Here is a 23,440-nt window from a genome sequence, read left to right as displayed (position 1 = left end):
ACTCATCACTCGACCCTCATCCCTTCTGGACTTCGGTTGTCTCGCCCGGCTCCAGCACCCGCACGTCCACGCCGCGCTCGCGGCCCTCGCGGGCGAAGACCTGGGGGTCGCCGGTCAGGACCGGGAAGGTGCCGTAGTGCATGGGGATGGCGACGCGGGGGCGCAGCAGCTCCAGGGCGCGGGCGGCTTCCTCCGGCCCCATCGTGTAGTGGTCCCCGATGGGCAGCAGGGCCACGTCCAGCCCCCGGTCCCCGATCAGGCGCATGTCGGAAAAGAGGCTGGTGTCGCCCGCGTGGTAGACGCGCACGCCGTCCATCTCGATGATCAGCCCAGTGGGCATCCCGCCGTAGGTGTCGTCGGGAAAGGACGAGGAATGCCAGGCGGGCGTGAGGGTCACGCTGCCCCAGGGCGCGCGGTAGGTGCCGCCGATGTTCATGCCGACCGCGTTGGGCGCGCCGTTCTTCTGGGCATACCCCCCGATCTCGGCGGTCCCGATGATGGGCACCCCGGCCTTCCCGAAGTCGGGGGCGCTCCCCCAGTGGTCCCCGTGGGCGTGGCTGATCAGCACGGCGTCCACCTGCCAGCCCAGCGCCTCCTGCACGGTGGTGGGCGACATGGGGTTGCCCTCGATAAAGGGGTCGATCAGCACCTGGTGGTCGCCGCTGCTCAGCAGGAAGGCACTCTGGCCCAGAAAACGAATCTGCATGGTTTCAGTGTAGGGGCGCGTGGTGGGGGGCGCGCTGAGCGTTTTCTCACCCGGCTGGCCCTGCACCGGGCGCGGTGGCCCGTATAGTAGGCGCGTGCCGCATGGCGTTTGCGGCGGGAAGGAGCGGCCACCCATGTCCCTGTCTCTCGGAACCTTCAGCCCCCGGGACGTGCTGGACGTGTTGCTGGTCGCCTTCCTGATCTACCAGGGCTACCTGCTGGTGGTGGGCACCCGCGCCGTGAACGTGCTGCGCGGGATTCTGGTGTTCGCGGGCGTGTGGGTGCTGGCCCGGCTGCTGGGCCTGACCACCCTGAGTTATCTGCTGGACCGGGCGGGCACGGTGGGCCTGTTTGCGCTGGTGGTGCTGTTTCAGCCCGAACTGCGCGCGGCCCTGGAGCGGGTGGGCCGCCCCCGCGGGCGCGACGTGGGCGCGAGCGGCGCGGCCTTGCAGGACCTCGCGCGGGCGATGGAGCGCCTGGCCGAGCGCAAGACGGGCGCGCTGATCGCCATCGAGCGCCGCACGCCGCTGGGCGAGTACGCGGCGACCGGCGTGGGGCTGGACGCCCGCGTCAGCACGCCCTTTCTGGAGGCCCTCTTCGCGCGCAATGCCCCGCTGCACGACGGCGGCGTGATCCTCCAGGGGTCGCGGGTGGTGGCGGCGGGCTGCCTGTTTCCCCTGCAACCCGCCGACGGCACCTACCGCCGCTACGGCACCCGGCACCGCGCCGCCATCGGCCTTTCCGAACTTACCGACGCGGTGGTGCTGGTGGTCAGCGAGGAACGCGGCAGCATGCGAATTGCGCTGGCCGGACGGCTGGGGCCGGACCTGAACGGCACCGAGCTGCGCGAGCAACTGCGGGCGCTGGTGTACGACCGCGCCGACCTGGCCGGAACCCTGCCGCCCGCCCCGGTGCCCCCCGTGCCCGCAGACAGAGGGGGAGAGGCCCCGCCCGGCCAGGCACCCGACAGGGGCCAGCCCCCAGAAAGGGGCGGCGCATGACCCGCTGGGCCGACCCGCGCTACCTGTGGCGGCGACTGATGCACAACCTCCCCGTCAAGCTGCTGGCGCTGGTGGTGGCGGTGGTGCTGTGGTTCGTGGCGACGGCGGACCGCCGCGCGAACGTCGAGCAGGGGTACGACGTGCCCGTGACCGTCAGCGACACGACCGGCGGGCGTGGCGTGGGCACCCGCGCCGTGAGCGACCTGACGCCCGGCACTGTCCGCGTGACCCTCAGCGGGCGGCCCGAGCGGCTGCGCGAGCTGAGCGGCGACGACATCGAGGCGGTCGTGGACGTGACCGGCGTCCCCGAGGGCAGCTTTACCCGGCCCGTGGCCGTGCAGGCCCCCAGGGGCACCGCGCTGCGGCGGCAGACGCCCGAGCGCGTGCAGGGCTTCGTGGACACGCTGCTGACCCGCACGCTGCCCGTCGCCCTGAGTGTGGCCACCCCCTCCGAGACGAGCATCCCCCGCTACGCCGTCACCCCCAGCGAGGCGGCCGTCAGCGGGCCGGGCCGCCTGGTCACCACCGTGCAGCGCCTGGTGAGCAGCCCCGTCTCGCTGGCCCCCGGCGAGGACCGCGAGACGCCGCTGATTGCCCTGAATGCGCGCGGCGAACCCGTCCGGGGCGTGACCACCACGCCCACCACGGTCACCGTGCGCCGCCTGGACACCGGCGAACTCCCGGTCAAGAGTGTGCCCGTCGTGCTGAACGACCCCCCGCCCGGCCTGCGCGTGACCGCCGTCAGCGTGCAGCCCGGCAACGTGCGCGTGGTCGCCGCCCCGGAACTGCTGGCCCGCCTGCGCGAGATTCCCGGCACCGTCACCTACCGCGAGGGCACCTCCACCCTGCCCGTCACCCTGCGGCTCCCGGCAGGCGCGCAGGCCCTGGAGCAGGTCAATGTCCGCCTGACGGTGGAGCGCCGCACCCCCGCGTCCCCCGGCACACCATGACCCCAGCGCGCCCTGGGCTAACACGGGGCTGGGGCCTGACACGGGGATGACATGGGCCGGATACTGAAGTCCATGTCAGCTTCCGGTCGGCCCCCCGGCGTATACTGAGGTCATGGTGTGGCGCATGACCCACGCGGCCATATGATTGCCGAGCGGCCCGGCCTCCCGCATCCGCTGGCCGAACTGGCAGGCTGGGACGAACGGGTCCGGCTGATGGTGCGCCCGCGCCGCTTCGAGCACGTGCTGCGCGTGGCGGAACTGGCCTGCCAGATCGCCCGCGCCAACGGGCTGGACGAGGCGCGGGCCTACGCGGCGGGCATCCTGCACGACATCGCCCGCGACCTGCCGGACCCCGAGCTGCTGCGGCTGGCCCCGCCCGAGTGCACCATCGACAGCGCGCACCCGCTGGCCCTGCACGGCCGCGCGGCCCGCACGCTGCTGGAGCGCTGGGGCTACCGCGATCAGGTGGTGCTGGAGGCCGTCGAGGACCACACCACCGGGCCGCGCGGGGGCAATCCGGTGTCGGCCTGCGTGTACATCGCGGACGTGTCCGAACCCGGGCGCGGCGTGAACGAAGACATCCGCGAACTGGCCCTGCGCGACCTGGACGCGGCCCTGAACCGCGCCATCGTCTCCAAGGTCACGTACCTTCAGGGACGCGGCATCCAGGTTCACCCCCGCACCCTGCGCGCCTACCACGCGCTGCCTTGCCCGGCGACGGCCGACCCTCCCCTTCCCCCATGACTGTTTCTCCCCCTGCCTCCTCCCCAACCCCCACCACCTCCTCCTCTGCCCTGCCCCGCCGCCGGGCGCGGCTGCGGGCCGTGCAGGCGTTCGGCCTGAGCCTCGCGGCCCTGACCCTGGGCGGCTTCGCGGTCCTGAGCGCGCCGGGGGGCGGGGCCGCCGCGGCGCTCCCGGCGGGCGGCCCGCCGCACTTCACGCTGCTGCTGGCGGGGCGCGACATCGTGTACTGCGCCTACCACACGCCCTGCAAGAACCAGGATCAGCGCACCGGGCTGCTCCAGACCCCCAACACCGACACGCTGATGCTGGTGAAGGTGGACGGCACGCGCGTCAGCGTCCTGAATATTCCGCGCGACACGAATGTGGGCGACTACAACCCCCGCCTGCCGAACGCCGAGCAGAAGGTCAACAGCCGCTACTGGGCGGGCGGCCCGCAGGCGCTGACGCAGGCCGTGGAAACCATTACCGGCGAACACGTGGACGCCTTTGTCATCGTGCGGACCGACTACGTGGCGCGGGTGATCGACGCGCTGGGTGGGCTGGACGTGACGGTGCCGGAAGGCGGCATCGAGTGGGTGGACCAGGCAGCGGGCGTAGACCTGCGCCTGCCCGCGGGCCAGCATCACCTGCGGGGCGAACAGGCGGTGCTGTTCCTGCGCGTGCGCAAGGGCTTCGGGGACGACTACGGGCGCATCGACCACCAGAAGCAGGCCCTGACGCAACTGGCCGCCCGCCTCAAGTCGCCCCAGGGCCTCGCCGCGCTGCCCACCATCGTGGGCGGCATCGGCAACGGTGTCGAGACGAACGTTGACCCCGGACTCCTCCCCGCACTGCTGCCGTATCTGCCGCAGCTCAAGCTCACCTTCGCCACGCTGCCCACGCAGACCATCCGGGGCACCTTCAACCTGGCGGTGGACCGCGAGGCCCTGGCGCGCGTGTGGGGCACGGACGGCAGCGCAGCCGCCATCCCCTCGCCTGCCCGCCCCGACGTGGCCGTCCACATCGTGGACGCCAGCGGCGCGGGTCTTGGTCCGGCCCTCGCGCGTGCCCTGGGCACCCTGGGGTACGCCCGCGTCAGCGTGCAGGGCGTGCCCGCCAGCGGCGAGGCCAGCCAGGTGTTTACTGGGCAGGACGTGCAGGCGGCCACGGAGCTGGCCGACACGCTGGGCCTGCCCCGCCTTCAGGGCGAACGTTTCCCCGTCTCAGCGGGCGAGGTGGGTATTCTGCTGGGCACGGACGCTCGCCAGAGCCTCGCGGCCCTCACGCCCCTGACCGGGGACACCCCCTCTAGCCCCACCCCCACGGAGAACCCATGACCTCACACAAACAGCCCGATCCCATCCAGAACCAGCTCCGCGCCATCGTGGACGCGGCCCGCGAACGCCGCGCCGAGGACATCGTCGTGCTGGACCTCACCGACGTGTCCTCCACCCTGGAGTACTTCGTCATCTGCACCGCCACGGCGGGCCTCCAGCTCAACGCCGTGCAGGAGAACATCCGCGAGAAGGCGCAGGCCGCCGGCCTCCCCCGCCCCACCGTGGAAGGCCCCAGCGAACGCTGGCTGCTCCTCGCCTTCGGCGGCGGCATCGTGGTCCACATCATGACCAAAGAGGCCCGCGAGTACTACGACCTCGAAGGCCTCTGGAGCGACGCCCAGGTGCTGCACTTCCCCGAAAGCGCCCCGGAGCAGACGCCGAACCGGACGGTTTAAGACCAACTTGCTCTGATTCCAGAACATCCGGACAAAACACCGGATGTTCTCCAATGGCCTCAGGCTCAGGGGCGGCCCTTCGCCTTTCTTGCAGAAAGCGTCGTAGGCTAACCCGCTTATGGTCCATCGCCGCAAGCCGGTCTTTTCTTCTTCTCGCTCCGCTCGGGTTCGTCTACGACTCACCTTAAGTTGGTATAAGAGGCTCTGAACGACGAGCTATGACCCGGCACCCGGAGGCTTCGGCTTCTCGCAGGTGCCTTCTTTTTCACAGCTCAATGCTCATCGCTCATGGCTTCCCTGACATTCGCCTGACCTCCCGCCGCACAATGAGGGCTGATGAGCCATGTGGTCGTGATCGAGGACGAGGGCACCGTGCGGGAGGTGCTGCGCTTCCACCTGGAACGGGCGGGGCTGAGGGTCACGGCGCTGGAAGCCGTGCCGGGCGCACAGGACCTGCTGGGAACGGCGGACGTGCTGGTCCTCGACTGGATGCTGCCGGGCGAGAGCGGCCTGGGCTTCCTGCGGCGGCTGCGCGGCGACCCCGAGCTGCGGCGGCTGCCGGTGCTGATGCTCACCGCCCGCGCCGCCGAGGCCGAGCGCGTGGAGGGCCTGGAAAGCGGGGCGGACGACTACCTCACCAAGCCCTTCAGCGCGGCGGAACTGGTCGCCCGCGTGCGCGCCCTGCTGCGCCGCGCCCAGCCCGACGCGCCCCAGCAGCTCAGCAACGGGCCGCTGGCGATGGACCTGGGGGCCGCCGATGCGCGGCTCGCGGGCGCGCGCCTGAACCTCACCCGGCGCGAGTTCGACCTGCTGGCCTTTTTGACGCAGCACGCGGGGCGGGTCTACTCGCGCACCGAGCTGCTGGACCGGGTGTGGGGGGCCGACTTTCTCGGCGGCGAGCGCACGGTGGACCAGCACGTCACGCAACTGCGCGCCCACCTGGGCGACGACCCCTCACGGCCCCGCTTTCTGGAAACCGTGCGCGGCAAGGGCTACCGCATGCGCCCCTGGACGGAGGGCGAATGACGCACACCCGGCCACCCACGCCGCAGGCCGACGCCTGGCTGGACGCGCTGCCCCAGGCCGTGCTGCTGTTCCAGGGGATGCCTGAAGGGCTGGGCGTGGTTCGCGTGAATGCCGCCGCCGTGCGGCTGTGGGGCGTGCCGCAGGAGCGGGCGGCGGGACGGCCGCTGCTGGAGGTGGTGCGCCGCCACACGCTGGAGGCGCTGGCCGAGCGGGGCGGGGAACTGGAACTGGAGGCGGGCGGGCGCACCCTGCGCTGCACCGCCACCCGCGCGGGGCCGGGGCAGGAGGGTGCCCTCATCGTGGAGGACATCACCGCACACCGCCGCCGCGAGGCCGAACTGCGCGAGGCGACGGCCGTTCTCTCGCACGAGTTCCGCACGCCCGTCACGGGGCTGCGCGGCGTGCTGGAGGCGCTGGAATACGACATGCCGCCCGACCTCGCCCAGAACTTCGTGCGGCAGGGGCTTCAGGAGGTCGAGCGCCTGGCCCGGCTGGTGGAGGACCTCGCCGTGGGCTTTCGCCCCACCCGCGCCCGCACCCTGCCGCTGGCCGAGGCCTTTGCGCGGGCCGAGCGGCTGCTGACGCCGGAGCTGACCCCGCGGCAGGCCACCCTCACCTTCGGGGACGACCATCTGGTGCGCGCCGACCCCGACAAGCTGCTGCAGGTGCTGCTGAATCTGATCGAGAACGCCCTGAAATACGGCCCGGCGGGGCAGCCCATCGAGGTCCAGACCCTGCTGCGCGGCACCTGGGTGGAGGTCGCGGTGCTGGACCACGGTCCCCCCCTCACCGGGACCGACGGCCTCTTTCGCGCCCACACCCGCGGCCCGCATGCCAGCGGCCAGGGCAGCGGCATGGGCCTCTATATCGTCCGCAGCATCGTGCAGGGCTGGGGCGGCCAGACCTGGGCCGAGCGGCGCGGCGACCGGAACGCCTTCTGTTTTACGCTGCCGGGCGGAGCGGGAAGTGGGTTGTAGGTTGTGGGAGGTGGGACTTCAGGGCGGCGCACCCCAGCCGTTGCCGTGTGTATCAGGCGTCCACTCCGCGCCGCTCTGTCCCAAGCCCCTGCCCTTGCTTGCCTGCCACCCACAGCCCACCCCCCACAACCTCTCCAGGAGTTCCCATGCGTGAAGCCCTCGAAACTGACCTGCGCGCCGTCCTGAATGGTGCCCTGAACATGCTCGGCACGGTCGAGCGGATGCTGCCCCTGGCCGGGGAGGTGCTGCTGCACGGCCGCACCGAACGGCTGGAGGAGATCCGGGCCATCGACCGCGAGGTGGACGCGCAGGAGGCGCAGATCGAGGCCGAATGCCTGCGGATCATCGCCCTGCACCAGCCGGTCGCGCGGGACCTGCGGCTGGTCGCCCTGATCCTCAAGAGCCTCAGCGACATCGAGCGCATGGGCGACTACACCGTGCATGTCGCGGAGGACGGCGCGCAGCTCGCGCAGCAGCCCGCCCTGAAACGCTACGTGAACCTGGCGCGGATGCTGGACCGCCTGGGCGAGATGAGCCAGAACCTGCGCACCGCCATCGCCGACCGTGACGTGACCCGTGCCGAGGCCACCACCCAGATGGACGACGAGGTGGACGACCTCTACGAGCAGATTCAGCGCGAACTCGTGACGTACATGCTCGAAGACCCCCGCAACATCTCCAAGGCCCTGATGCTGATGCGGGTGGGCCGCAGCCTGGAAAGGGTCGGGGACCATATGGAGAACGTGGCCGAGCGCGTGCGCTACTGGGTGACGGGGCAGCGGGAGGCGTAGGGGCCGCAGAAGGCGGAGGGCAGAAAGCAGAAGGCCGCCCACCCTGGCGGCCCTTTTGCGGTAGTCCTTTTACGGTGGCGGGGCGTCAGCCCCGGCTGCGCCCGTACTCGTCCGGCGCGTCGTCGTAGTGGGCGGTGTCGTGGTAGGTGCGCTCGTCCACACCGCGCTTCCAGTAGCCCATCAGAAGGGTCTGGCGGGCGGGCAGGCCGCGTTCCTCGCGCAGGTGGGCGCGCAGGGCCTTCACGCTGGCCGACTCGCACGCCACCCACGCGAAGGTGTCCGGCGTGAGGGGCAGGGGCGGCAGCGCGCGCACGGCGTCGGCCAGCAGCGTTTCCTCGCCCGCCGCACCCGTGCGGTGCAGCCAGCGCAGGCGGATGCCGGGCGGATACGCGAGGGGGAGTTCGTCGGCGGGGCCGGGAACCTCGACCAGCACGTCACCCGCCGCATCCTGGGGCAGGTCCTCCAGCAGCCGCGCGATGGCGGGCAGGGCGCAGTGGTCCCCGGCGATGAGGTACGGGCCAGCGGTGCGGGGCAGCGGTGCACCCATCGGCCCGGCCACGCCCACCGGGTCGCCCGGCTGGGCGTTCTGCGCCCACTGTGCCGCGAACCCGCCATGCAGCACCACATCCACCGTGAGTTCCCCCGCCCCGCGGTCCACGGCACGGACAGTAAAGGTCCGCACCACCGGGCGCTGAGCGGGGTCAGGCCAGACGGCGTGCCCCTCCGCGTCGCGCTGAGGCTGCGCGAGTTCCGTCGTCCCGCGCGGCACAATCAGCAGTTTGAAGGTGGAACCGGAGCCGAAGTCCTGCAACTCGCCCCCCAGCGTCAGGCGCAGCAGGTTGGGGGTCAGGTGCGCCTTGGAGCGGACATGGAGCAGACGCGGCCCCGGACGGGCGGGGCGGGAGGCGGGGGCGGGGGTGGTCATGGGGACTCCTTGGGGGTGGTGGGGAGAGCGGTCAGCAGTCAGCCGTCAGCCGTCAGGAAAAGCTGAGGGCTGACCGCTGACGGCTGAAAGCTCGCTACTGCGCGCTCACGATCAGCGGGCACTTCAGGCAGGGGTGCGGCGTGACGGCGACGCGGTGGCCGAAGGCTTCCTCAATCACGGCGGGGGTCAGGACTTCCTCGGGGGTGCCCAGCGCCGTGACGCGCCCGCCGGAGACAATCAGCACCCGGTCGGCGTACTGCGCGGCGAGGTTAAGGTCGTGCAGCACGGCCACGACGCCCACACCCTCGGCGCACAGGTCGCGGGCAAGGCGCAGCGTGGCGTGTTGATGCGCGAGGTCGAGGCTGCTGGTGGGTTCGTCCAGCAGCAGCACCCGCGCGGGTTTGTCCGGCTCGGCGGGGTCCGCCCACAGTTGCGCCAGCACGCGGGCCAGATGCACCCGTTGCTGCTCGCCGCCCGACAGCGTGAGGATGTTGCGGTTCTCGAAACCCGCCAGGCCCACCCGCTCCAGCGCGGCGCGGGCAATTTCGCGGTCTTCTGGCGTCTCGCGCCGCCCGTAGGGGATGCGGCCCAGCAGCACCACGTCCAGCACCTCGTAGGCGAAGGTCATCAGCGTCTGCTGGGGCAACGCGGCCCGGCGGCGGGCGAGGTCGGCGGGGGCATGGTCACGGAGCGTCTGCCCGAACATCCGCACCCCATCCCGGCCCAGTTCGCCGGTCAGGTGCTTTAGCAGCGTGCTTTTGCCCGCCCCGTTGCGGCCCAGCACGACGAGCATCTCGCCGCCCGTCAGCCCGAAGGTAACGCTTCGCAGCAGCTCGCGGCCGGAAACGCTGAAGTTCAGGTCCGCCACGTCCACCAGCGGCGCGCCCGTGTCCGGCAATGGGGCCTCCCTGCGCGCGAAGCCCCTCACAGCCGCTCCCCCTTGCGCCCCTGCCGCAGCAGGTACAGGAAGAAGGGCGCACCCAGCAGCGCCGTCACGATGCCGATGGGCAGCTCGGACGGCATCACGATGGTGCGGGCCAGCAGGTCCGCCAGCACCAGCAGCGTGGCCCCCGCCAACGCGGAGGCGGGCAGCAGCGTGGCGTGGTTGGGGCCGGTCAGCAGGCGCATCAGGTGCGGCACGACCAGCCCGACGAAGCCGATGGCCCCGGCGACCGCCACGCCCGCGCCCACGCTGAGAGCCACCAGCCCCACCACGGCCCACTTCACGGCGGTGACGGGAATGCCCAGGTGCGCGGCGCTGCTCTCGCCCAGCGTGAGGGCGTTCAGCGCGCGGGCCAGCAGCGGCAGCCCCAGCACGCCCACCAGCAGCAGCGGCGCGGCGCTCAGCACCGTGGGCCAGGTCGCGGCGCCCAGCGAGCCGAGCTGCCAGAAGGTGATGCTCCGCAGTTGCTCGTCGGTGGCGAGGTAGGTCATCAACCCCGTCCCCGCCCCGCACAGCGCGTTCACGGCAATGCCCGCCAGCAGCATGGTGGCGACGTTCATGCGCCCCCGGTCCTGCGCCAGCGCGTAGATGATGACGGTAGCGACCACGCTGCCCAGGAAGGCCATCACCGGCAGCGTGTACGACCCGAACAGGTGGATGCCCAGCACCACGCTCATCGCGGCGGCCAGGCTCGCGCCGCTGGAGATGCCCAGCAAACCGGGGTCCGCCAGTGGGTTGCGGAAGAGGCCCTGCATGGCCGTCCCCGCCACAGCCAGCCCCGCGCCCACCAGCAGGCCCAGCACCACGCGCGGCAGGCGGATGGCGTGCAGCACGGCGGCCTGCTGTTCCTCGTAAGCGGCCAGGGGCGGCACCCCCAGTGGCGCGAGCAGGATGGCTACTACCTGCGCTGGGGCGATGTGAACGGCCCCCGTCCCCACCGCGAAGACCACCGCCGCCAGCAGCACCAGCGGCAGCAGCACCAGCACCCAGCGTGCGCGGACCCGCTGACGGCTGACGGTCGCCGGGACCGGGGTGGAGGTCAGGCTGGTCGTCACCGCCCGAAGTCCTTCTTCCACTCGCGGGCCAGTTGCAGCGCGAACTCGGGCAGGCGCGGCCCGATCCAGCGGATGGAGTTGTCCACGGTGTAGATGCGCTTATTCTTCCCGGCGTTCGTCTGCGCCACCCCCGGCATCTTCAGCACGCCTTCCATGCCGCCCACCGAGTCCAGACCGCGGTTCAGCATGATGATGGCGTCGGGGTTCATGGCGACGAGCGCTTCGGCGGTCAGGGCCTTGGTGTCCTTGAAGGGAGCGATGTTCTTCCCGCCCGCCAGCTCGATCAGTTCGTTCGCGCCGCCCTCGGTGCCGTAGATGGTCGCGTCGCTGGGGCTGTGGGCATACAGGAAGATGACTTTCGGCGCGACTTTGGGCCGGTTTGCCTTCACGGCGGCGAGTGTGGTGTCGAAGCTCTTGCTGAGGCCGCTGGCCGCGCTGGGCACGCCGTACACCTGCGAGAGCAGGTTCAGCCGCGTCTTCACGCCGTCCAGGCCGCCCATGTCGGTGGCGGGCAGCACGAGAACCTTCACGCCCGCCGCGCGGAGCTGCTGCACCAACGTGGTGTTCTTGGGCGTGGCGAAGTTGTCGGCCGTGCCAATCACCAGGTCCGGCTTCAGCGAGATGATGCCTTCTGCGGGAAGTTGCGCCCAGTGGCCCACGCTGGGAATCTTGTTGGCGGGGTAGGTGCCGGTCACGTCCGTCCCAACAATGGTGCCTTGCTTGCCCAGCCGGTAGATCAGTTCCACCGTCGTGCCGTTGAGGGCCACCACGCGCTTCGGGTTCGTGACATTCACCGACACGCCGTCGGCCCCCTTCACTTGGGCAGCGGAGGCGGCGGGGAACAGGCTCAGGGCAAGGCTGAGGGCAAGGGTGGTCTTGAGGGACTTGTGCATCGGAAGCTCCAGGGGGGAAAGGGGCAAAAAAGAACGCTGTCCTGGCCGCACTCGGGCCGGACACGCCATCGACTGTCGCGCCCATCCTGCTTAATCCGACTTGAGAAGTCAAGTTTAAGAGTCATGACCCGGGGCGGCGCGGCAGGCGGAGTAGGCTGGGGCATGAAAAAAATCATGCTGCTTCCGGCACTGGCCCTCGGCCTCTCGGCCTGTGGCGGCACCCCGCCTCCCCTGGCCGCGCCCACCATCGACGTGAGCGGAACATGGGTGGCGACGCTGGCAGGCCCGGCGGCGGTCCTCCCGGTCCAGGTCTTCCGCTTCCGCCTCACGCAGCGGGGCAATGCGCTGAACGGGCAGGCCGAGATTGCCCCCGACCTCTCGAATCCCGTGAACGTCTACGAACCGTTCGGCCGGGTGAACGGCTCCGTGAGTGGCGACCGGTTCACCTTCACCAGCTCTGGGTGGGGCAACTACGTCGGGAGCGTGACCCTCTCCGGCACGGTGGTGGGGGGCAAGCTGACCGGCACGTGGACCAGTGTCGGCGCAAGCGGGCTGAGTGCTGCCGGAACCTTCACCGCCACGCCCCCGAACTGAGGCGGATTCCGGGGGAGGAGGGTTGCCGGGAAAGGCATTCTCGAAGCGATAACGGACTGGACGGAGTCCGTCTCATACGGATTCCGTCCAATTCCTGAACAGTCGGGAGGGCACCGCCTGTTCATCCATCTCCCGAAATCCGCCCTTGTTCCTTCTCCCTCTGGTCGGATTTCCGGGTGTTTTCAACACCCTTCAATCGGAATCCGTCTCACTCGCCCTGCACGTCCTCCGCCCACAGCGCCCGCATTTCCTCGCTGCGTGAAAGCAGCTCCTCCAGCGTCCCCTCGCCCGTCAGCCGCCCGTCCTCCAGCAGCAGGATGCAGTCGGCCCGCGTGAGGGCAGCGCGGCGGTGGGAGACGACCAGGCAGGTGGCGTCCGTTTCGCGGAAGAGGCCATCCCACAGCAGGGCCTCGGTGCGGGCGTCCAGGGCGCTCGATACGTCGTCGAAGACCAGCAGGTCGGCGTCGCGGGCCAGCATGCGGGCGACCGCCGTGCGCTGCACCTGCCCGCCCGAGAGCTTCACACCCCGCGCCCCCACCGGCGTGTCCAGCCCCGCCGAGAGCTGCGCGAGGTCGGGTTCCAGCACGGCGAGGCGCACGGCACGGTCGAGGCGCGCGGGGTCGCTGCCGCTCAGCACGTTCTCGCGCAGGGTGTCGGAAAAGAGGCTGGGAAGCTGCGCCGTGTACGCGCTGCGGGGCGGCACGAAGAAGGAAGCGGGGTCGCTGACCTCCGTGCCGTTCCAGAAGATGCGTCCCCCCTGCCCTTCGGCGCTGTCACGCGGCATCAGCCCCAGCAGCGCGCGCAGCAGCGTGGTCTTGCCGCTGCCGATGCGCCCGGTCACCACCACGAGCTCGCCTCGGCGCAGACGGAAGCTGATGTCGGTGACCCCCGCCCCGCTGGGATGACGGGCGCTCAGGCCCTCCACGCGCAGTTCTTCCAGCGGTTCGGCCTGCGGCATGACGACCTCGGCGGGCGACTCGCCGTACAGGTGGACGGGGTGGTGCGCGACGACGGTTCCGGCTGGGGCGTCCTGGAGAAGCCTTTCCATGCGGTCGTAACTCACCCCGGTGCGGCGGTGGCGGGCAATCGCGTCCCCGAAAAAGCCCATGCTCCCGGTCAGGCGCGGCAGCAGGCCGATGAACAGCACGAAGTCGGCCACGTCCATCTGCCCGCCGCGCACCCGGTTCGCACCCAGCAGCAGCACCAGCCCCACCGCGAGGTTCACCATGTTGGTGTTCACGCCGCGAATCAGCTCGGTCAGCAGCACGTCGCGCAGGGCCGAGTGGCGGCGCACCTCGCCCAGCGCGGCCAGATGCGCCACCATCTGAGGTTCACGGGCCGCCAGCTTCACGGCGCTCACGGCCCCGAAGGTTTCCCCGATAAAGTCGGTCACGCGGGCGGTGGCCTCGCGCATGCGGCGGCGGTAGGTGCGAATCCGGGGCGAGAGGCGCTGCACGAACACCACCATCAGCAGCAGCGGCGCGCACACCAGCAGCGTGATGACCGGGTCCACCCGAGCCATCATCGCAATCGCCAGGACGCAGTACACGACGAAGCCCGCGCCGTCCACCCAGACCTCGGTGTACCCGGCCACGTCCTCCACATCGTCCCGGAAGCGGCTGACCGCCTCGGCGGGCGTGTCGGGCAGGCGGCGCGAGCCTCGGGCGGTCAGCAGGTAGCCCAGCAGGTTGCGCCGCACCAGCGCGTCCAACGTGTACCACAGCTCAATCCACGCCCGGAACGCCCCGTAGAAAATGCCGAAGCGGCTCACCCGCACGAACGCGAACCACCCCACCGACACCCAGGCCGCCGCAATCAGCGGGTCGATGGGCTGCCCCGCCAGCCGCAACTTGTCGGCCTCCTCCAGCCGCCCGAACACGCCGCTCACGGCCAGCGTCAGCAGCGCGGGCGCGGCGTGAACCATCCCCCACATCAGCAGGTTGAAGGCAAAGAGCCACGGGTTGTAGGCAAAGAGCCGCCGGGAGAGGGCGAAGGTGCGGTCCTGGGGGGAGGGAGAGGTGGTGGTCATGGGTGGCTCCGGGGGGTGCGCGGGACGCAGTGCGCGGTGCGCGGGAAAAGAGGGCAAAAGCCGTTGCTGGTGCGGAAGCCACCGCGTACCGCGTACCGCCAACCGCGCACCCTCACGCCAGCACCCCCTCTTCCGCCAGCGTCCCCGCCCGCAGCAGCTCGGCGTAGTGGCTGCGCGGGTCGCGGGCAAGGGCGGCGCGGGGGCCGTCCTCCAGCACCTGGCCTTCACCCAGCACCAGGATGCGGTCGGCGCGGGCCACGGTGTCCAGGCGGTGCGCGATGACGATGGCGGTGCGCCCGGTCAGCAGGCGGGTCATGGCCTGGGTGAGCTGGGCCTCGGTGGCGGGGTCGAGGCGGCTGCTGGGTTCGTCCAGGATGACCACGGCGGGGTCGCGCAGCAGCACGCGCGCGAAGGCGAGCAGTTGCGCCTGCCCCGCGCTGAGGCTCCCGGTGGGCAGCGGCGTCCGCACGCCCTGCTCCAGCCGGGAAAGCCAGGTGCCCAGGCCGACCTCGTGCAGCGCGGCCTCCACCTCGGCGTCGGTCACCGACTCGTCGAAAAAGGAGAGGTTGTCGCGCACGCTGGCCTGGAACAGTTGCACGTCCTGGGTGACGACCGCCACCCGCGTTCTGAGGCTATGCAGCCGCACGTCGTGGGTGTCCATGCCGCCCAGCCGCACGCTTCCCGTGGTGGGGTCGTACAGCCGAGACACCAGCCGCGTGAGGGTGGTCTTGCCGCTGCCGGTGCGCCCCAGCAGGCCGACCGTCTGCCCGGCGGGAAGGTGGAAACTCACGTCGTGCAGCACGCCGCGCACGCTGGGGTCTTCGGGCGCGTAGCTGAAGCTGACGTTCTCGAAGCGCAAGTCGAGCGGCCCCTGGGGCAGTTCGCGCGTTCCCTCCTGCAACTCCGAGCGCAGGGCCAGCAGTTCCCCGACGCGGCCCAGGCTGGCCCCGGCCTTTTGCAAGTCCTGAAGCTGCTGCGTGAGCTGGTCGATGGGTTCTTCCACCATGTTCATGTACTGGTAGAGCAAAAAGGCGGTGCCCAGGCTAATGGCACCCGCCGCGTACAACCCCACCGCCGCGCCCAGAACGCCCACGTACCCGGCGGCAAACAGCGCCATGCTGAGCTGCCACACCACGCTGCGCCGCCGCCAGGAAAAGGTGCTGCGCTGGAAAAAGTCCCGCTGCACGCGAAGAAAGCCGCGCAGGTGGTGTTCCCCGGCCCCCAGCGAGCGCACGTCGTCCAGGCCCGCGAGGCGTTCCTCCACGTAGCCGAACAGTTTGGCGCTGCTCTCGCGTTCCAGGCGGGTGGGTTCCACGCCCTTTTTCCGCACCTGATTCATGGCGACCAGCGTCACGACCACGAAAAAGGTGATGCCCACGCCCACCCGCCAGTCGGTCAGGTAGAACATCACGACCGCGCCGGTCAGCAGCAGCGCCGCGCCGAACACGCGCACCGCGAACTGTGAGAAGAAGTTGCTCAGGGCGGTCACGTCGCCGTCGATGCGCTCGATCATCTCGCCGGGCGTGCGCTCCTTGTGTTCGCGCATATCCAGCGACAGCAGGTGCCGCATCAGGTCGGCGCGCAGGCGGTTGGTGGCGGTCCAGCCCACCCGCGCGCCCACATAGGTCGCCCCGGCCGTCAGCAACTGCACACCCACCGCGAACAGGATGTACAGGCCAGCCAGCCGCGCCAGCAGCCCCACGTCCGCGCCCCCGCCCAGCTTGGCGTTGTCCACGAAGCGCCGCAGCAGTTGCGGCAGCAGCAGGTTCAGGCCGGTCCCGGTCAGCAGCAGCGCGGCCAGCGCCACCACCTGCCACTTCAGCGGCCCGAGGTAGTCACGCAGCACCCGGCCCGTCTGGGAGCGGGCGGGCGGACCTGAGGCGGAGGGGGAGGAGGCAGCGTCCGGCATTCCCCCAGGCTAGGCCAGCCGGGGGTGAGGATGCATCCGCCGAGTGGCGCAGTGGGAAGGGCTACAACGCCGCGCGCAGCCTCGCCGCCACTGCATCCAGTTCGGCGCGGGGGGGATGCGTCCACTGCACCTGCATCTTCAGGGAATCGCCTTCCCGCCTGGGGATGACATGCAGATGCGCGTGAAACACGTCCTGCCCGGCCACCTCACCGTTCGCCATCCACAGATTCAGGCCCTCGCAGGGCAGACCGCTGGCCTGGAGAGCCTGGGCCACCTGCTGTCCCAACTCGGCCATTGCGCCCGCCTCCTGCGTCGTGAGATCCGTGAAGGTGACGGCATGGCGCTTGGGAACGACCAACGTATGCCCCGTGTTGAAGGGGCCTATGGTCAGAAAAGCTACACACAGCTCGTTCTCCGCCACCCGGCTCGCCTCGGCCTCCCCGGCGACGATGGCGCAGAAGATACAGTCCTTCACGCCAGTTCCCGGATTTTTGCCAGCACCACCTCGGGCCGCACGGTGTACTCCCCGGTCTGGGCTTCCACATGCTCGAAGCGCACCACACCGCCCCGGTCAATCAGGAACACTGCCCGCCCGCTGATGCCGCGCTCGTCCAGCGCCACGCCGTACTGCCGGGCGACCTCCAGATTCATATCGGCCAGCAGCGGCACCTCGATACCGTACTCGGCGGCCCAGGCCTTGTGCGCGTACACGCTGTCGCGGTTCACGCCCAGCACCACCGCCCCGGCATCCGCGAAGTCGTCCTGACGGCCGGAATACTCGGGCAGCTGCATGGAGCAGACCGGGCTGAAGTCCAGCGGATAGAACACCAGCACCACGTGCTTCTGACCCCGATAACTGCTGAGCGTGACCGGCTGGCCCAGCGTGGAGGGCAGCGTGAAATCGGGCGCGGGCTGACCGAGAAGGCTCATGGTCGGCAGTCTAGCGGGTGGCCGCCGGGCGTCATACGGTTGCCGTCCAATCCGTTATCAAATCGGGAAAGCGCCGCTTCGATAACTCCTTTCCCGGCAATCGTTGGGTTCCTCCTCGCTCTGCTCGGTTGAACAGTTTTTGTCACTGTTCAACCGGAATTCGTATCAGTCGGCCTTTCTGAACAGCCCCCAGACCACCCCGGCCACAGCCGGCAGCACGATCCAGGCCGCCGTGGGCCAGCCGCCCAGGCCCCAGCCGTAGGCCCGGCTCGCCAGCCCCAGCCCTGCACAGGCCAGGGCGAACAGGACGAGCCAGGGAAAGGAGCGGCGGGGTTTTCCGGTCATGGGATGACTGTACCCCGGACCACAGGCCGCCGGCCTCTCACGCCCAACGATGGAGCTTTGATGACTTGTACCGCGTCCCTGTTCATGCCGCAGTCAGACGCGGCGCACTAGTCTAGGGGCATACCGTCCCCCACCCTGCATCACTCCCGGCGGGCGGCAAGGAGGCCCCTGATGGCTGACATTCTCCCCCCCAACATGCTGAACGAACGCCCGCGCACCCCCGCCGGGCTGCTGAGCAACCAGGAAAAAGACCGTCTGATCGAGCGCGGCTTTCTGGGCCTGTACCGCTGGTACACCGCCCGCAGCCAGGAAACGCGCAACTGGAACGCCGACAAGTCCTTCGACTGGCGCAACATGAACAAGGACCTCCCCCCGGAAGTCATCACCGTGATTCAGGGCTTTTTCGCGGTGGAGCAGTACGCGCCCGACTTCACCTCCAACCTCGTGCATCTGGTGCGGCGTTCGCATGGCCGCAGCCACTTCCAGCTGCGCTGGGGCAGCGAGGAGGAAAAGCACGCCGACGCCTGGGAAAACGCGGTGCTGTTCAGCGAGCAGCGCAGCCCCGAGTGGATCGAGGAATACAAGGACCGTCTGCGGGCGCAGACCTGGGAACTGCCCTTCCCCGACGCGATTCACAACCTGGTCTACACCGTGTTTCAGGAGCGCGCCACCCAGCTCAACTACCTGAACATGATGAAGATCGCCCAGGGCAAGAGCGAGAGGCCGCACCTCAAGGGCGTAACGGACCCCGTGCTGGCGAAGGTCGCCCAGACCATCGCGGTGGACGAGGCGGCGCACTACAACTTCTTCCTGGAAGGCGTGCGGATGTACCTCTACTACTACCCCGAGCGCACGCTGGAGGCCATCAAGAACGTGATCGGGCAGTTCTCGATGCCCGCCGCCACACTGGTCCCCAACTGGCAGGAGTTCTACGAGACGGTGTACCGCGCCGGGATCTACGGCCCGCGCGACTTTTCCCGCGACGTGATGCAGGTGGCCTTCCGCAACCTGGGCATCGAGAGCCGCAAGGCGCTGGAAGAGGGCATCCGCAAGACCCGCGAGGTCCCCGACTTCGAGGGCGGCAACTTCAAGACCACCGCCATCTTCGACACCTTCGACTACGGCCAGGTCGAGGGCGACGTGCGCCGCTTGCACGTCAAGATTCAGGACTACGAGAAGGGCATCGGCTTCGACCTCTACGACCCCACCGAGTTCGTCGAGAACCCGGAAGTGCCCAAGAAGGCGGGACAGGCCGCCGACGACTGATTGATCAGCCGCCTGTGGCGCGTGGCCTGTGGAGGGGGTTTCCCCACGCAGGCCACGCGCTTTACTGGTTGTGGGTTGTGAGTTGTCGGTCGTGGGGAGAGCGTGCAGCAGGGGGGGGTGGCAAGTGCCAGCTTGCCCTGCTGTTATACGGATTCTGTCCAATTCCTGAACAGTCGGGAGGGCACCGCCTGTTCATCCATCTCCCGAAATCCGCCCTTGTTCCTTCTCCCTCTGGTCGGATTTCCGGGTGTTTTCAACACCCTTCAATCGGAATCAGTATTACGCCTCCCCCTCCAGCCCGTAAATCTCCAGAAACCGCCGCACCCGCGCCTCCAGCGTGGGCAGGGGCGCGACCTCACCGCAGACCCAGTCAGGCTGGTAATTCCGGCAGACGGCGGGCCGGGCCGCGTAGATGCCGCACAGGCAGTCGGGGCCGAGATGGACACAGGGCACCCCCAGCGGCTTGCCGAGCGCGTGAATGTCGGGGGCCGAGCAGCACGCCCCGCACGCCGTGCAGCCCCTCACGAGGGGGGAGCGGGGCGGGAAGTCGGGGGGTGGGGTGAAGGGGTCCATGGGGGAGGCGGTACGTGGTGCGCGGGGCGCAGGAAAAGGAAGCTAGCGCCTCCGCTTCCCGCGCGGTGTGGCGACCCTCACCGCGTACCGCCTCCCGCGCACCGCGCCCCCTCCTACCGGAACGCCCGCGCCGCCGCGATCAGCGCGTCGTTCTCCGCTGGGGTGCCCACCGCGACGCGCAGGCACCCGGTCAGCCCCGGCAGCCGGTCCTGGCGGCGCACCACGATGCCGTGGTCCAGGAGGTGGCGGTAGGCGGCCTCGGCGTCGGGGGTGCGGAGCAGGTAGAAGTTGGCCTGGGAGGGCAGCACCTGCCAGAGCGGGTGGTCTTGCAGGGCGGCCTGGATGCGCCCCCGCTCGCGCCGGACTTCCTGGGCGCGCTCCTGCACGTAGCCGGGGTTCTCCAGCGCGACCTCCAGGGCGGCTTCCGCCAGCACGCCGATGTTGAAGGCGGGAACCAGTTTCCGCAGATGCTCGGCCAGGGTGGGGCTGGTCAGCGCGTAGCCCAGGCGAATGCCTGCCAGGCCCCACGCCTTGCTGAAGGTCCGCAGGCTCAGGCGGTTCGCGCCCTCCCGCACCAGTGGGCGGGAGTCGGTGCCGCTGTACTGATAGTAGGCCTCGTCCAGCACCACCACCCAGCCGTCGGCGGCCTCTACCAGCTCGCGCACGGCGGCCTGGGCGTCCACGAAGCCGGTGGGCGCGTGGGGCTGCGTGACATACAGCACGCCGGGGGGGTTGTCCCGCAGGGCGGCCTTCAGGCCCTCCACCGGCAGCGAGAAGTCGGGGTTGAGCGGCACCTGCACCAGGTTCGCGCCGAGCATCTGCGCCTCCAGGGTGTACACGCTGAAGGTGGGGCTGACGGTCAGGACGGTCTGGCCGATGCCGCCCAGTTCGGTCAGGAGCTTGATCAGCAGGTTGCTACCCGGCGTCAGGACCACGCCCGCCGGGTCCCAGTCCTCGAAGGCGGCGATGCGGGCGGCCAGGGTCTCGGCGTGCAGGTCGGGGTAACGGTTCCAGGGACGCGCCAGCATCCGCTCGGTCGCCAGGCGCTTGAGGTCGGCCGGAAAATCGTAGGGATTCTCGTTCTGGTCGAGCTTGTGGGGCACGTCGATGGGGGTGAAGGGATAGGCGGGCACCTCGCGCACCGCACCGCGCACGCCGCTCAGGTCCGGCACCCGGGCCGGGAAGGGAGTCTGGGGGGTCATGCTGTCCGTTCTACCACCCGGCCCGGCCGCGCGGTCGGGTGTCCACCCATGCCAAACGGGCGTTCGCTTTGCCCCCGTGCTAGGCTGCCCCCACGCCGCGACGCGCCCTTCCCGCCATGACGGACCCTGCCCCCACCCCCGACACCGCCGCCGACCTGCCGGCCAGGTCGCGCCGCGAGCAGATCTACGACGTGGCGGGCCGCCTCTTTTCCGAGCGCGGCTACCACGCCACCAGCATGCGCGACCTGGCCGGGGAGCTGGGGATGCAGGGCGGCAGCCTCTACGCGCACATCAGCAGCAAGGAAGATCTGCTGGTCGAGATCGTGCAGAGCGCGGCGCAGCAGTTCGACGAGGCCCTCTTTACCCTGCGCGAGCTGCCCCTGCCCGCCGACCAGAAACTGCGCGAGGCCATGCAGCGGCACATCCGCGTGATCGCCGACAACATGGAAAGCGCCACCGTCTTCTTTCACGAGTGGAAGCACCTCTCGCCCGCCGCCTACGGCCGCGTGACCGCCTGGCGCGACACCATCGACACCTTTTACCGTGACCTGCTGACGCAGGGCATCGCGGAGGGCACCTTCCGCCCCGATCTGGACGTGAAGATGGCCGCGAACCTGATTCTCTCGGCGGTGAACTGGGCCTACACCTGGTACCGCCCCGCCGGGAGCCTCACCCCGCGCGACGTGGCCGAGGGGTACGCGGACATGCTGCTGGCGGGCCTGCGTTCCCCGGAGGTCCCATGAGTCATCCCACCGTCACCGTCCGTATCCGCGACGCGCTGCGGTACGCGCAGGGCCGCGCCGCGCGGCTGGGCCGCACCCAGCAGCTCGAACTCGGGGAGGACCTGTTCGTCCGCATCGGGCCGGGGGGGCGCAAGTTCCTGCTGTTCTGCCTGGACGGCGAACCCGACCACGCGGCCGCCCGCGCCGTGGCCGAGGCCCTGGGTCTGCAAGACCCGCAGTACGGCTGGCACCAGGGCGCGACCCTGCGCTCGCTGACCGTGGTCGAGGCCGGGGCCGAGGGCAGCCCGGACGACAGCCTTCACCCCTGACCCGTCCCCACGCCCGCCCCATTCCGGGGAGACCAACCCCGTTTTACCCGCCTCTAACTCGCCGGGAGGTCCTTTCCTTCACGCTGAGCGCATGAAAAGGACGCTGCTGCTGCTGCCGCTGGCACTCGCCTCCTGCGGGCTGTTCGGCACTCCCTCCAACTATGACGTGACGGGCACGTTGACGGGTACCCCTCCCACCGCCGGGAACGTCCGGCTGGCGCTGTTGGGGGCGAGTCTGGGCGGCGTGGTGAACGCCAACGTGCCGCAGATCGACGTGTCGCTGGGCAACCGGGGCGTGTTCGGGGTGGACTGGCCCGCTGCTCCCGCCGAGGGCCTGTATCAGGTCATCGCCTACGTGGACACCAACAGCGACCGGCAGTACAACAGCGGCGAGCCGCGCACCCACGACAACCAGAAGTACCTCGTCTACAGCCGGGGCGGCGCGCTGGCCGACCTGGTGGGCCTGAAGGCCGGGTGGAACCTGGTGAACACCAGCACCACGCCGTTCACCGTGACCCAGCCGGGGCGCGTGACCGGCTACGACCTGAACTGGTGAGCACGGACAGGGGAAGGGGCCGCCCGGAACTGCTGGGCGGCCCCTCCCCTCTGGTCCGACAAGGAAAAGGAGCGGCACTCTACGCGCCGCTCCCTCCCGCTGGACCGCATCAGGCCCGGGGGTTGGCTCCCTCGAAGGTCTGCTTGAAGTTCTGGAGGTCGTCGGCGATCTGCTGGCTGGGTTCCTCACCGAACAGCTTGGCGACGGCCGCGCCTAGCGCCCCGGCGGGCGGACGGTACGAGAGGGCGACGTGAACGCGGGTGCCACCGTTGGGCAGGCTCTCGAACTGCACGCTGCCCGCATTGTCCACGGTCGCGCCGGGCAGGCTGTGCCAGCCGATGCGCTCGCCGGGCTTGTCGTTCACGATCTCGGCTTCCCACTCGACATGGGTGCCCAGCGGGGCCTTGGCGACCCAGCGGCTGCGGCGCTCGTCGAGAACCGTGACGCTCTCCAGGTGGCTCATGATGCGCGGCAGATTTTCCAGTTGACGCCAGTAGGCATAGACCTGCTGCGCGGGGCGGTCGATCACCACGCTGTGCTCCACGAAGATCGGCTTGGCCGCCGCCGCGTTGCCGCTGAGGCCTGCCGCCGCCATCACGGGGTCGTTGCCGGTCGCGGCGCGGTAGGCGAGGTAGCCCCCGACCGCCGCCATCCCCAGGCCCATCAGGCCCTTCTTCCGCAGGCCCAGCAGCATCAGGGCACCGCCGGCCGCACCGCCGATCAGGCGGCTCTGGTCCATGCTCTTGCTGGCTTCCTTGCTGTTCGAGTTGTCCATGTTCGCGCTCATAGGTCGTTCCTCCGCTCCAGGCAGTCTAGGGGCCGCCCGGTCCTGTTCGGGTGAATCCTTCCCCAACCCACATTAAAAGGGTGGACAGGAAGGGAGCTGCTGGGCCGTGGGCATCCGGCTCAGCGTTCCCCGCCCCGTTCCTCGTTGCGGTCCTCGCCGCTCGCGCCGATGATGTCGGCGTCCCGGCCCTCTCCGGTGGGGTCGAGCAGGCCGCTGTTGTCCATCTGCTTGGCGGGATCGCTCTGCTTCTCCAGCCCGGCGGGCAGGCCGTCCGTTTCGGTGTGCTGCTGCTCGATGTTGCGGGTGGCCTGCTGGTCGGCACGGCTGGTTGCGCCCTGCAAGCTGGCGTCGAGGTTGGTGTTCGCGTCGGGCGTGTCCCCCTCCGCGCCCATGTAGGACGCCGCCTGGGGGGTGCTGCCGGGTTTGCCTTCGTCCATGAGGAGCCTCCGGTCCCTATGCTCCCGCGCCCGTCACCAC

Annotated in this window: 27 protein-coding genes; 13 read left to right on the top strand and 14 right to left on the bottom strand. The window is 70.1% G+C overall.

Annotation, left to right across the window (positions count from 1 at the left end):
- Positions 1–16: 16 nt before the first annotated feature.
- Positions 17–706, bottom strand: coding sequence for a metal-dependent hydrolase (locus ABEA67_RS15270; protein WP_345466776.1), 690 nt, complete (start codon positions 704–706; stop codon positions 17–19).
- Positions 707–839: 133 nt separating this feature from the next.
- Between ABEA67_RS15270 and cdaA the strand changes: the two genes are divergently transcribed.
- From cdaA to phoU, 8 genes are all read left to right on the top strand, one after another.
- The gene (gene cdaA, locus ABEA67_RS15265; protein WP_345466775.1) at positions 840–1,706 is read left to right on the top strand and encodes a diadenylate cyclase CdaA; all 867 of its coding nucleotides are present in this window, start codon (positions 840–842) and stop codon (positions 1,704–1,706) included.
- On the top strand, positions 1,703–2,656 hold the full coding sequence (locus ABEA67_RS15260; RefSeq protein ID WP_345466773.1) for a CdaR family protein: 954 nt from the start codon (positions 1,703–1,705) through the stop codon (positions 2,654–2,656). Before cdaA ends, ABEA67_RS15260 begins: the two co-directional genes overlap by 4 nt.
- Positions 2,657–2,797: 141 nt before the next feature.
- Complete coding sequence (gene yqeK / locus ABEA67_RS15255) at positions 2,798–3,400, top strand: bis(5'-nucleosyl)-tetraphosphatase (symmetrical) YqeK (protein WP_345466818.1); 603 nt, start codon at positions 2,798–2,800, stop codon at positions 3,398–3,400.
- A complete protein-coding gene (locus tag ABEA67_RS15250) occupies positions 3,397–4,716 on the top strand; it encodes an LCP family protein (RefSeq protein WP_345466771.1) in 1,320 nt (439 codons plus the stop codon). The genes yqeK and ABEA67_RS15250 overlap by 4 nt, the downstream gene beginning before the upstream one ends.
- Entirely contained in the window at positions 4,713–5,111 is a 399-nt protein-coding gene (gene rsfS / locus ABEA67_RS15245; RefSeq protein ID WP_345466769.1) for a ribosome silencing factor, read from the top strand. Before ABEA67_RS15250 ends, rsfS begins: the two co-directional genes overlap by 4 nt.
- A 336-nt stretch (positions 5,112–5,447) precedes the next feature.
- Positions 5,448–6,137 carry a winged helix-turn-helix domain-containing protein gene (locus tag ABEA67_RS15240; RefSeq protein ID WP_345466767.1) on the top strand — a complete coding sequence of 230 codons (690 nt, stop codon included), beginning with the start codon at positions 5,448–5,450 and terminating at the stop codon, positions 6,135–6,137.
- Complete coding sequence (locus ABEA67_RS15235; RefSeq protein ID WP_345466765.1) at positions 6,134–7,114, top strand: sensor histidine kinase; 981 nt, start codon at positions 6,134–6,136, stop codon at positions 7,112–7,114. The genes ABEA67_RS15240 and ABEA67_RS15235 overlap by 4 nt, the downstream gene beginning before the upstream one ends.
- A 146-nt stretch (positions 7,115–7,260) precedes the next feature.
- The gene (gene phoU, locus ABEA67_RS15230) at positions 7,261–7,905 is read left to right on the top strand and encodes a phosphate signaling complex protein PhoU (RefSeq protein WP_345466762.1); all 645 of its coding nucleotides are present in this window, start codon (positions 7,261–7,263) and stop codon (positions 7,903–7,905) included.
- A gap of 85 nt (positions 7,906–7,990) precedes the next feature.
- On the opposite strand, the gene ABEA67_RS15225 is transcribed toward phoU, so the two are convergent.
- The 4 genes from ABEA67_RS15225 to ABEA67_RS15210 form a co-directional block, all read right to left on the bottom strand.
- Positions 7,991–8,830, bottom strand: a complete 840-nt coding sequence (locus ABEA67_RS15225) for a siderophore-interacting protein (RefSeq protein ID WP_345466760.1) — start codon at positions 8,828–8,830, stop codon at positions 7,991–7,993.
- A 94-nt stretch (positions 8,831–8,924) separates the two neighbouring features.
- Complete coding sequence (locus tag ABEA67_RS15220; protein WP_425557209.1) at positions 8,925–9,698, bottom strand: heme ABC transporter ATP-binding protein; 774 nt, start codon at positions 9,696–9,698, stop codon at positions 8,925–8,927.
- A 56-nt stretch (positions 9,699–9,754) separates the two neighbouring features.
- Positions 9,755–10,828, bottom strand: a complete 1,074-nt coding sequence (locus ABEA67_RS15215; protein ID WP_345466756.1) for a FecCD family ABC transporter permease — start codon at positions 10,826–10,828, stop codon at positions 9,755–9,757.
- On the bottom strand, positions 10,825–11,721 hold the full coding sequence (locus tag ABEA67_RS15210) for a heme/hemin ABC transporter substrate-binding protein (RefSeq protein ID WP_345466753.1): 897 nt from the start codon (positions 11,719–11,721) through the stop codon (positions 10,825–10,827). Before ABEA67_RS15210 ends, ABEA67_RS15215 begins: the two co-directional genes overlap by 4 nt.
- Before the next feature lie 162 nt (positions 11,722–11,883).
- Between ABEA67_RS15210 and ABEA67_RS15205 the strand changes: the two genes are divergently transcribed.
- Complete coding sequence (locus ABEA67_RS15205; RefSeq protein WP_345466751.1) at positions 11,884–12,315, top strand: lipocalin/fatty acid-binding family protein; 432 nt, start codon at positions 11,884–11,886, stop codon at positions 12,313–12,315.
- Positions 12,316–12,523: 208 nt separating this feature from the next.
- Here the strand turns inward: ABEA67_RS15205 and ABEA67_RS15200 are convergent, their stop codons facing one another.
- From ABEA67_RS15200 to ABEA67_RS15180, 5 genes are all read right to left on the bottom strand, one after another.
- Positions 12,524–14,344, bottom strand: a complete 1,821-nt coding sequence (locus tag ABEA67_RS15200; RefSeq protein ID WP_345466748.1) for an ABC transporter ATP-binding protein — start codon at positions 14,342–14,344, stop codon at positions 12,524–12,526.
- A 112-nt stretch (positions 14,345–14,456) separates the two neighbouring features.
- Complete coding sequence (locus tag ABEA67_RS15195) at positions 14,457–16,253, bottom strand: ABC transporter ATP-binding protein (RefSeq protein WP_345466745.1); 1,797 nt, start codon at positions 16,251–16,253, stop codon at positions 14,457–14,459.
- 61 nt (positions 16,254–16,314) lie between these two features.
- On the bottom strand, positions 16,315–16,728 hold the full coding sequence (locus ABEA67_RS15190) for an HIT family protein (protein ID WP_345466743.1): 414 nt from the start codon (positions 16,726–16,728) through the stop codon (positions 16,315–16,317).
- Positions 16,725–17,183: a peroxiredoxin gene (locus tag ABEA67_RS15185; protein ID WP_345466741.1), complete on the bottom strand. Its 459-nt coding sequence runs from the start codon at positions 17,181–17,183 to the stop codon at positions 16,725–16,727. Before ABEA67_RS15185 ends, ABEA67_RS15190 begins: the two co-directional genes overlap by 4 nt.
- 165 nt (positions 17,184–17,348) lie before the next feature.
- On the bottom strand, positions 17,349–17,528 hold the full coding sequence (locus ABEA67_RS15180) for a hypothetical protein (protein WP_345466738.1): 180 nt from the start codon (positions 17,526–17,528) through the stop codon (positions 17,349–17,351).
- 171 nt (positions 17,529–17,699) lie between these two features.
- Here ABEA67_RS15180 and ABEA67_RS15175 point away from each other — a divergent pair, with 171 nt between their 5' ends.
- Positions 17,700–18,794, top strand: coding sequence for an acyl-ACP desaturase (locus tag ABEA67_RS15175; RefSeq protein WP_345466735.1), 1,095 nt, complete (start codon positions 17,700–17,702; stop codon positions 18,792–18,794).
- A gap of 279 nt (positions 18,795–19,073) precedes the next feature.
- On the opposite strand, the gene ABEA67_RS15170 is transcribed toward ABEA67_RS15175, so the two are convergent.
- Both ABEA67_RS15170 and ABEA67_RS15165 read right to left on the bottom strand, forming a co-directional pair.
- Positions 19,074–19,367, bottom strand: a complete 294-nt coding sequence (locus tag ABEA67_RS15170) for a YkgJ family cysteine cluster protein (protein ID WP_345466732.1) — start codon at positions 19,365–19,367, stop codon at positions 19,074–19,076.
- 113 nt (positions 19,368–19,480) lie between these two features.
- Entirely contained in the window at positions 19,481–20,569 is a 1,089-nt protein-coding gene (locus ABEA67_RS15165; RefSeq protein ID WP_345466729.1) for a pyridoxal phosphate-dependent aminotransferase, read from the bottom strand.
- Between the two features lie 116 nt (positions 20,570–20,685).
- On the opposite strand from ABEA67_RS15165, the gene ABEA67_RS15160 reads away from it, so the two are divergent.
- The 3 genes from ABEA67_RS15160 (at position 20,686) to ABEA67_RS15150 (ending at position 22,176) form a co-directional block, all read left to right on the top strand.
- The gene (locus tag ABEA67_RS15160) at positions 20,686–21,312 is read left to right on the top strand and encodes a TetR/AcrR family transcriptional regulator (RefSeq protein ID WP_345466727.1); all 627 of its coding nucleotides are present in this window, start codon (positions 20,686–20,688) and stop codon (positions 21,310–21,312) included.
- Entirely contained in the window at positions 21,309–21,620 is a 312-nt protein-coding gene (locus ABEA67_RS15155; protein WP_345466725.1) for a hypothetical protein, read from the top strand. The genes ABEA67_RS15160 and ABEA67_RS15155 overlap by 4 nt, the downstream gene beginning before the upstream one ends.
- A 91-nt stretch (positions 21,621–21,711) precedes the next feature.
- Entirely contained in the window at positions 21,712–22,176 is a 465-nt protein-coding gene (locus ABEA67_RS15150; RefSeq protein WP_345466724.1) for a hypothetical protein, read from the top strand.
- A gap of 109 nt (positions 22,177–22,285) precedes the next feature.
- On the opposite strand, the gene ABEA67_RS15145 is transcribed toward ABEA67_RS15150, so the two are convergent.
- A complete protein-coding gene (locus ABEA67_RS15145) occupies positions 22,286–22,963 on the bottom strand; it encodes an SRPBCC family protein (protein WP_345466722.1) in 678 nt (225 codons plus the stop codon).
- A 119-nt stretch (positions 22,964–23,082) separates the two neighbouring features.
- On the bottom strand, positions 23,083–23,400 hold the full coding sequence (locus ABEA67_RS15140; RefSeq protein ID WP_345466720.1) for a hypothetical protein: 318 nt from the start codon (positions 23,398–23,400) through the stop codon (positions 23,083–23,085).
- Positions 23,401–23,440: the final 40 nt, after the last annotated feature.

Source organism: Deinococcus carri (assembly GCF_039545055.1).
Taxonomy (GTDB): Bacteria; Deinococcota; Deinococci; order Deinococcales; family Deinococcaceae; genus Deinococcus; species Deinococcus carri.
The sequence above is the reverse complement of the archived record's forward strand: the minus strand, read 5'-3'. Positions and strand labels throughout refer to the sequence as shown.

What these genes read in the sequence shown, in the direction of transcription:
- cdaA (WP_345466775.1), top strand. Translation starts at nt 840, where the DNA reads ATGTCCCTGTCTCTCGGAACCTTCAGCCCCCGGGACGTGCTGGACGTG.
- ABEA67_RS15180 (WP_345466738.1), bottom strand. Translation starts at nt 17,528, where the DNA reads ATGACCGGAAAACCCCGCCGCTCCTTTCCCTGGCTCGTCCTGTTCGCC.
- ABEA67_RS15250 (WP_345466771.1), top strand. Translation starts at nt 3,397, where the DNA reads ATGACTGTTTCTCCCCCTGCCTCCTCCCCAACCCCCACCACCTCCTCC.
- ABEA67_RS15195 (WP_345466745.1), bottom strand. Translation starts at nt 16,253, where the DNA reads ATGCCGGACGCTGCCTCCTCCCCCTCCGCCTCAGGTCCGCCCGCCCGC.
- ABEA67_RS15235 (WP_345466765.1), top strand. Translation starts at nt 6,134, where the DNA reads ATGACGCACACCCGGCCACCCACGCCGCAGGCCGACGCCTGGCTGGAC.
- ABEA67_RS15210 (WP_345466753.1), bottom strand. Translation starts at nt 11,721, where the DNA reads ATGCACAAGTCCCTCAAGACCACCCTTGCCCTCAGCCTTGCCCTGAGC.
- rsfS (WP_345466769.1), top strand. Translation starts at nt 4,713, where the DNA reads ATGACCTCACACAAACAGCCCGATCCCATCCAGAACCAGCTCCGCGCC.
- ABEA67_RS15185 (WP_345466741.1), bottom strand. Translation starts at nt 17,183, where the DNA reads ATGAGCCTTCTCGGTCAGCCCGCGCCCGATTTCACGCTGCCCTCCACG.
- ABEA67_RS15170 (WP_345466732.1), bottom strand. Translation starts at nt 19,367, where the DNA reads ATGGACCCCTTCACCCCACCCCCCGACTTCCCGCCCCGCTCCCCCCTC.
- ABEA67_RS15240 (WP_345466767.1), top strand. Translation starts at nt 5,448, where the DNA reads ATGAGCCATGTGGTCGTGATCGAGGACGAGGGCACCGTGCGGGAGGTG.
- ABEA67_RS15155 (WP_345466725.1), top strand. Translation starts at nt 21,309, where the DNA reads ATGAGTCATCCCACCGTCACCGTCCGTATCCGCGACGCGCTGCGGTAC.
- phoU (WP_345466762.1), top strand. Translation starts at nt 7,261, where the DNA reads ATGCGTGAAGCCCTCGAAACTGACCTGCGCGCCGTCCTGAATGGTGCC.
- ABEA67_RS15140 (WP_345466720.1), bottom strand. Translation starts at nt 23,400, where the DNA reads ATGGACGAAGGCAAACCCGGCAGCACCCCCCAGGCGGCGTCCTACATG.
- ABEA67_RS15225 (WP_345466760.1), bottom strand. Translation starts at nt 8,830, where the DNA reads ATGACCACCCCCGCCCCCGCCTCCCGCCCCGCCCGTCCGGGGCCGCGT.
- ABEA67_RS15200 (WP_345466748.1), bottom strand. Translation starts at nt 14,344, where the DNA reads ATGACCACCACCTCTCCCTCCCCCCAGGACCGCACCTTCGCCCTCTCC.
- ABEA67_RS15205 (WP_345466751.1), top strand. Translation starts at nt 11,884, where the DNA reads ATGAAAAAAATCATGCTGCTTCCGGCACTGGCCCTCGGCCTCTCGGCC.
- ABEA67_RS15145 (WP_345466722.1), bottom strand. Translation starts at nt 22,963, where the DNA reads ATGAGCGCGAACATGGACAACTCGAACAGCAAGGAAGCCAGCAAGAGC.
- yqeK (WP_345466818.1), top strand. Translation starts at nt 2,798, where the DNA reads ATGATTGCCGAGCGGCCCGGCCTCCCGCATCCGCTGGCCGAACTGGCA.
- ABEA67_RS15150 (WP_345466724.1), top strand. Translation starts at nt 21,712, where the DNA reads ATGAAAAGGACGCTGCTGCTGCTGCCGCTGGCACTCGCCTCCTGCGGG.
- ABEA67_RS15260 (WP_345466773.1), top strand. Translation starts at nt 1,703, where the DNA reads ATGACCCGCTGGGCCGACCCGCGCTACCTGTGGCGGCGACTGATGCAC.
- ABEA67_RS15160 (WP_345466727.1), top strand. Translation starts at nt 20,686, where the DNA reads ATGACGGACCCTGCCCCCACCCCCGACACCGCCGCCGACCTGCCGGCC.
- ABEA67_RS15165 (WP_345466729.1), bottom strand. Translation starts at nt 20,569, where the DNA reads ATGACCCCCCAGACTCCCTTCCCGGCCCGGGTGCCGGACCTGAGCGGC.
- ABEA67_RS15175 (WP_345466735.1), top strand. Translation starts at nt 17,700, where the DNA reads ATGGCTGACATTCTCCCCCCCAACATGCTGAACGAACGCCCGCGCACC.
- ABEA67_RS15270 (WP_345466776.1), bottom strand. Translation starts at nt 706, where the DNA reads ATGCAGATTCGTTTTCTGGGCCAGAGTGCCTTCCTGCTGAGCAGCGGC.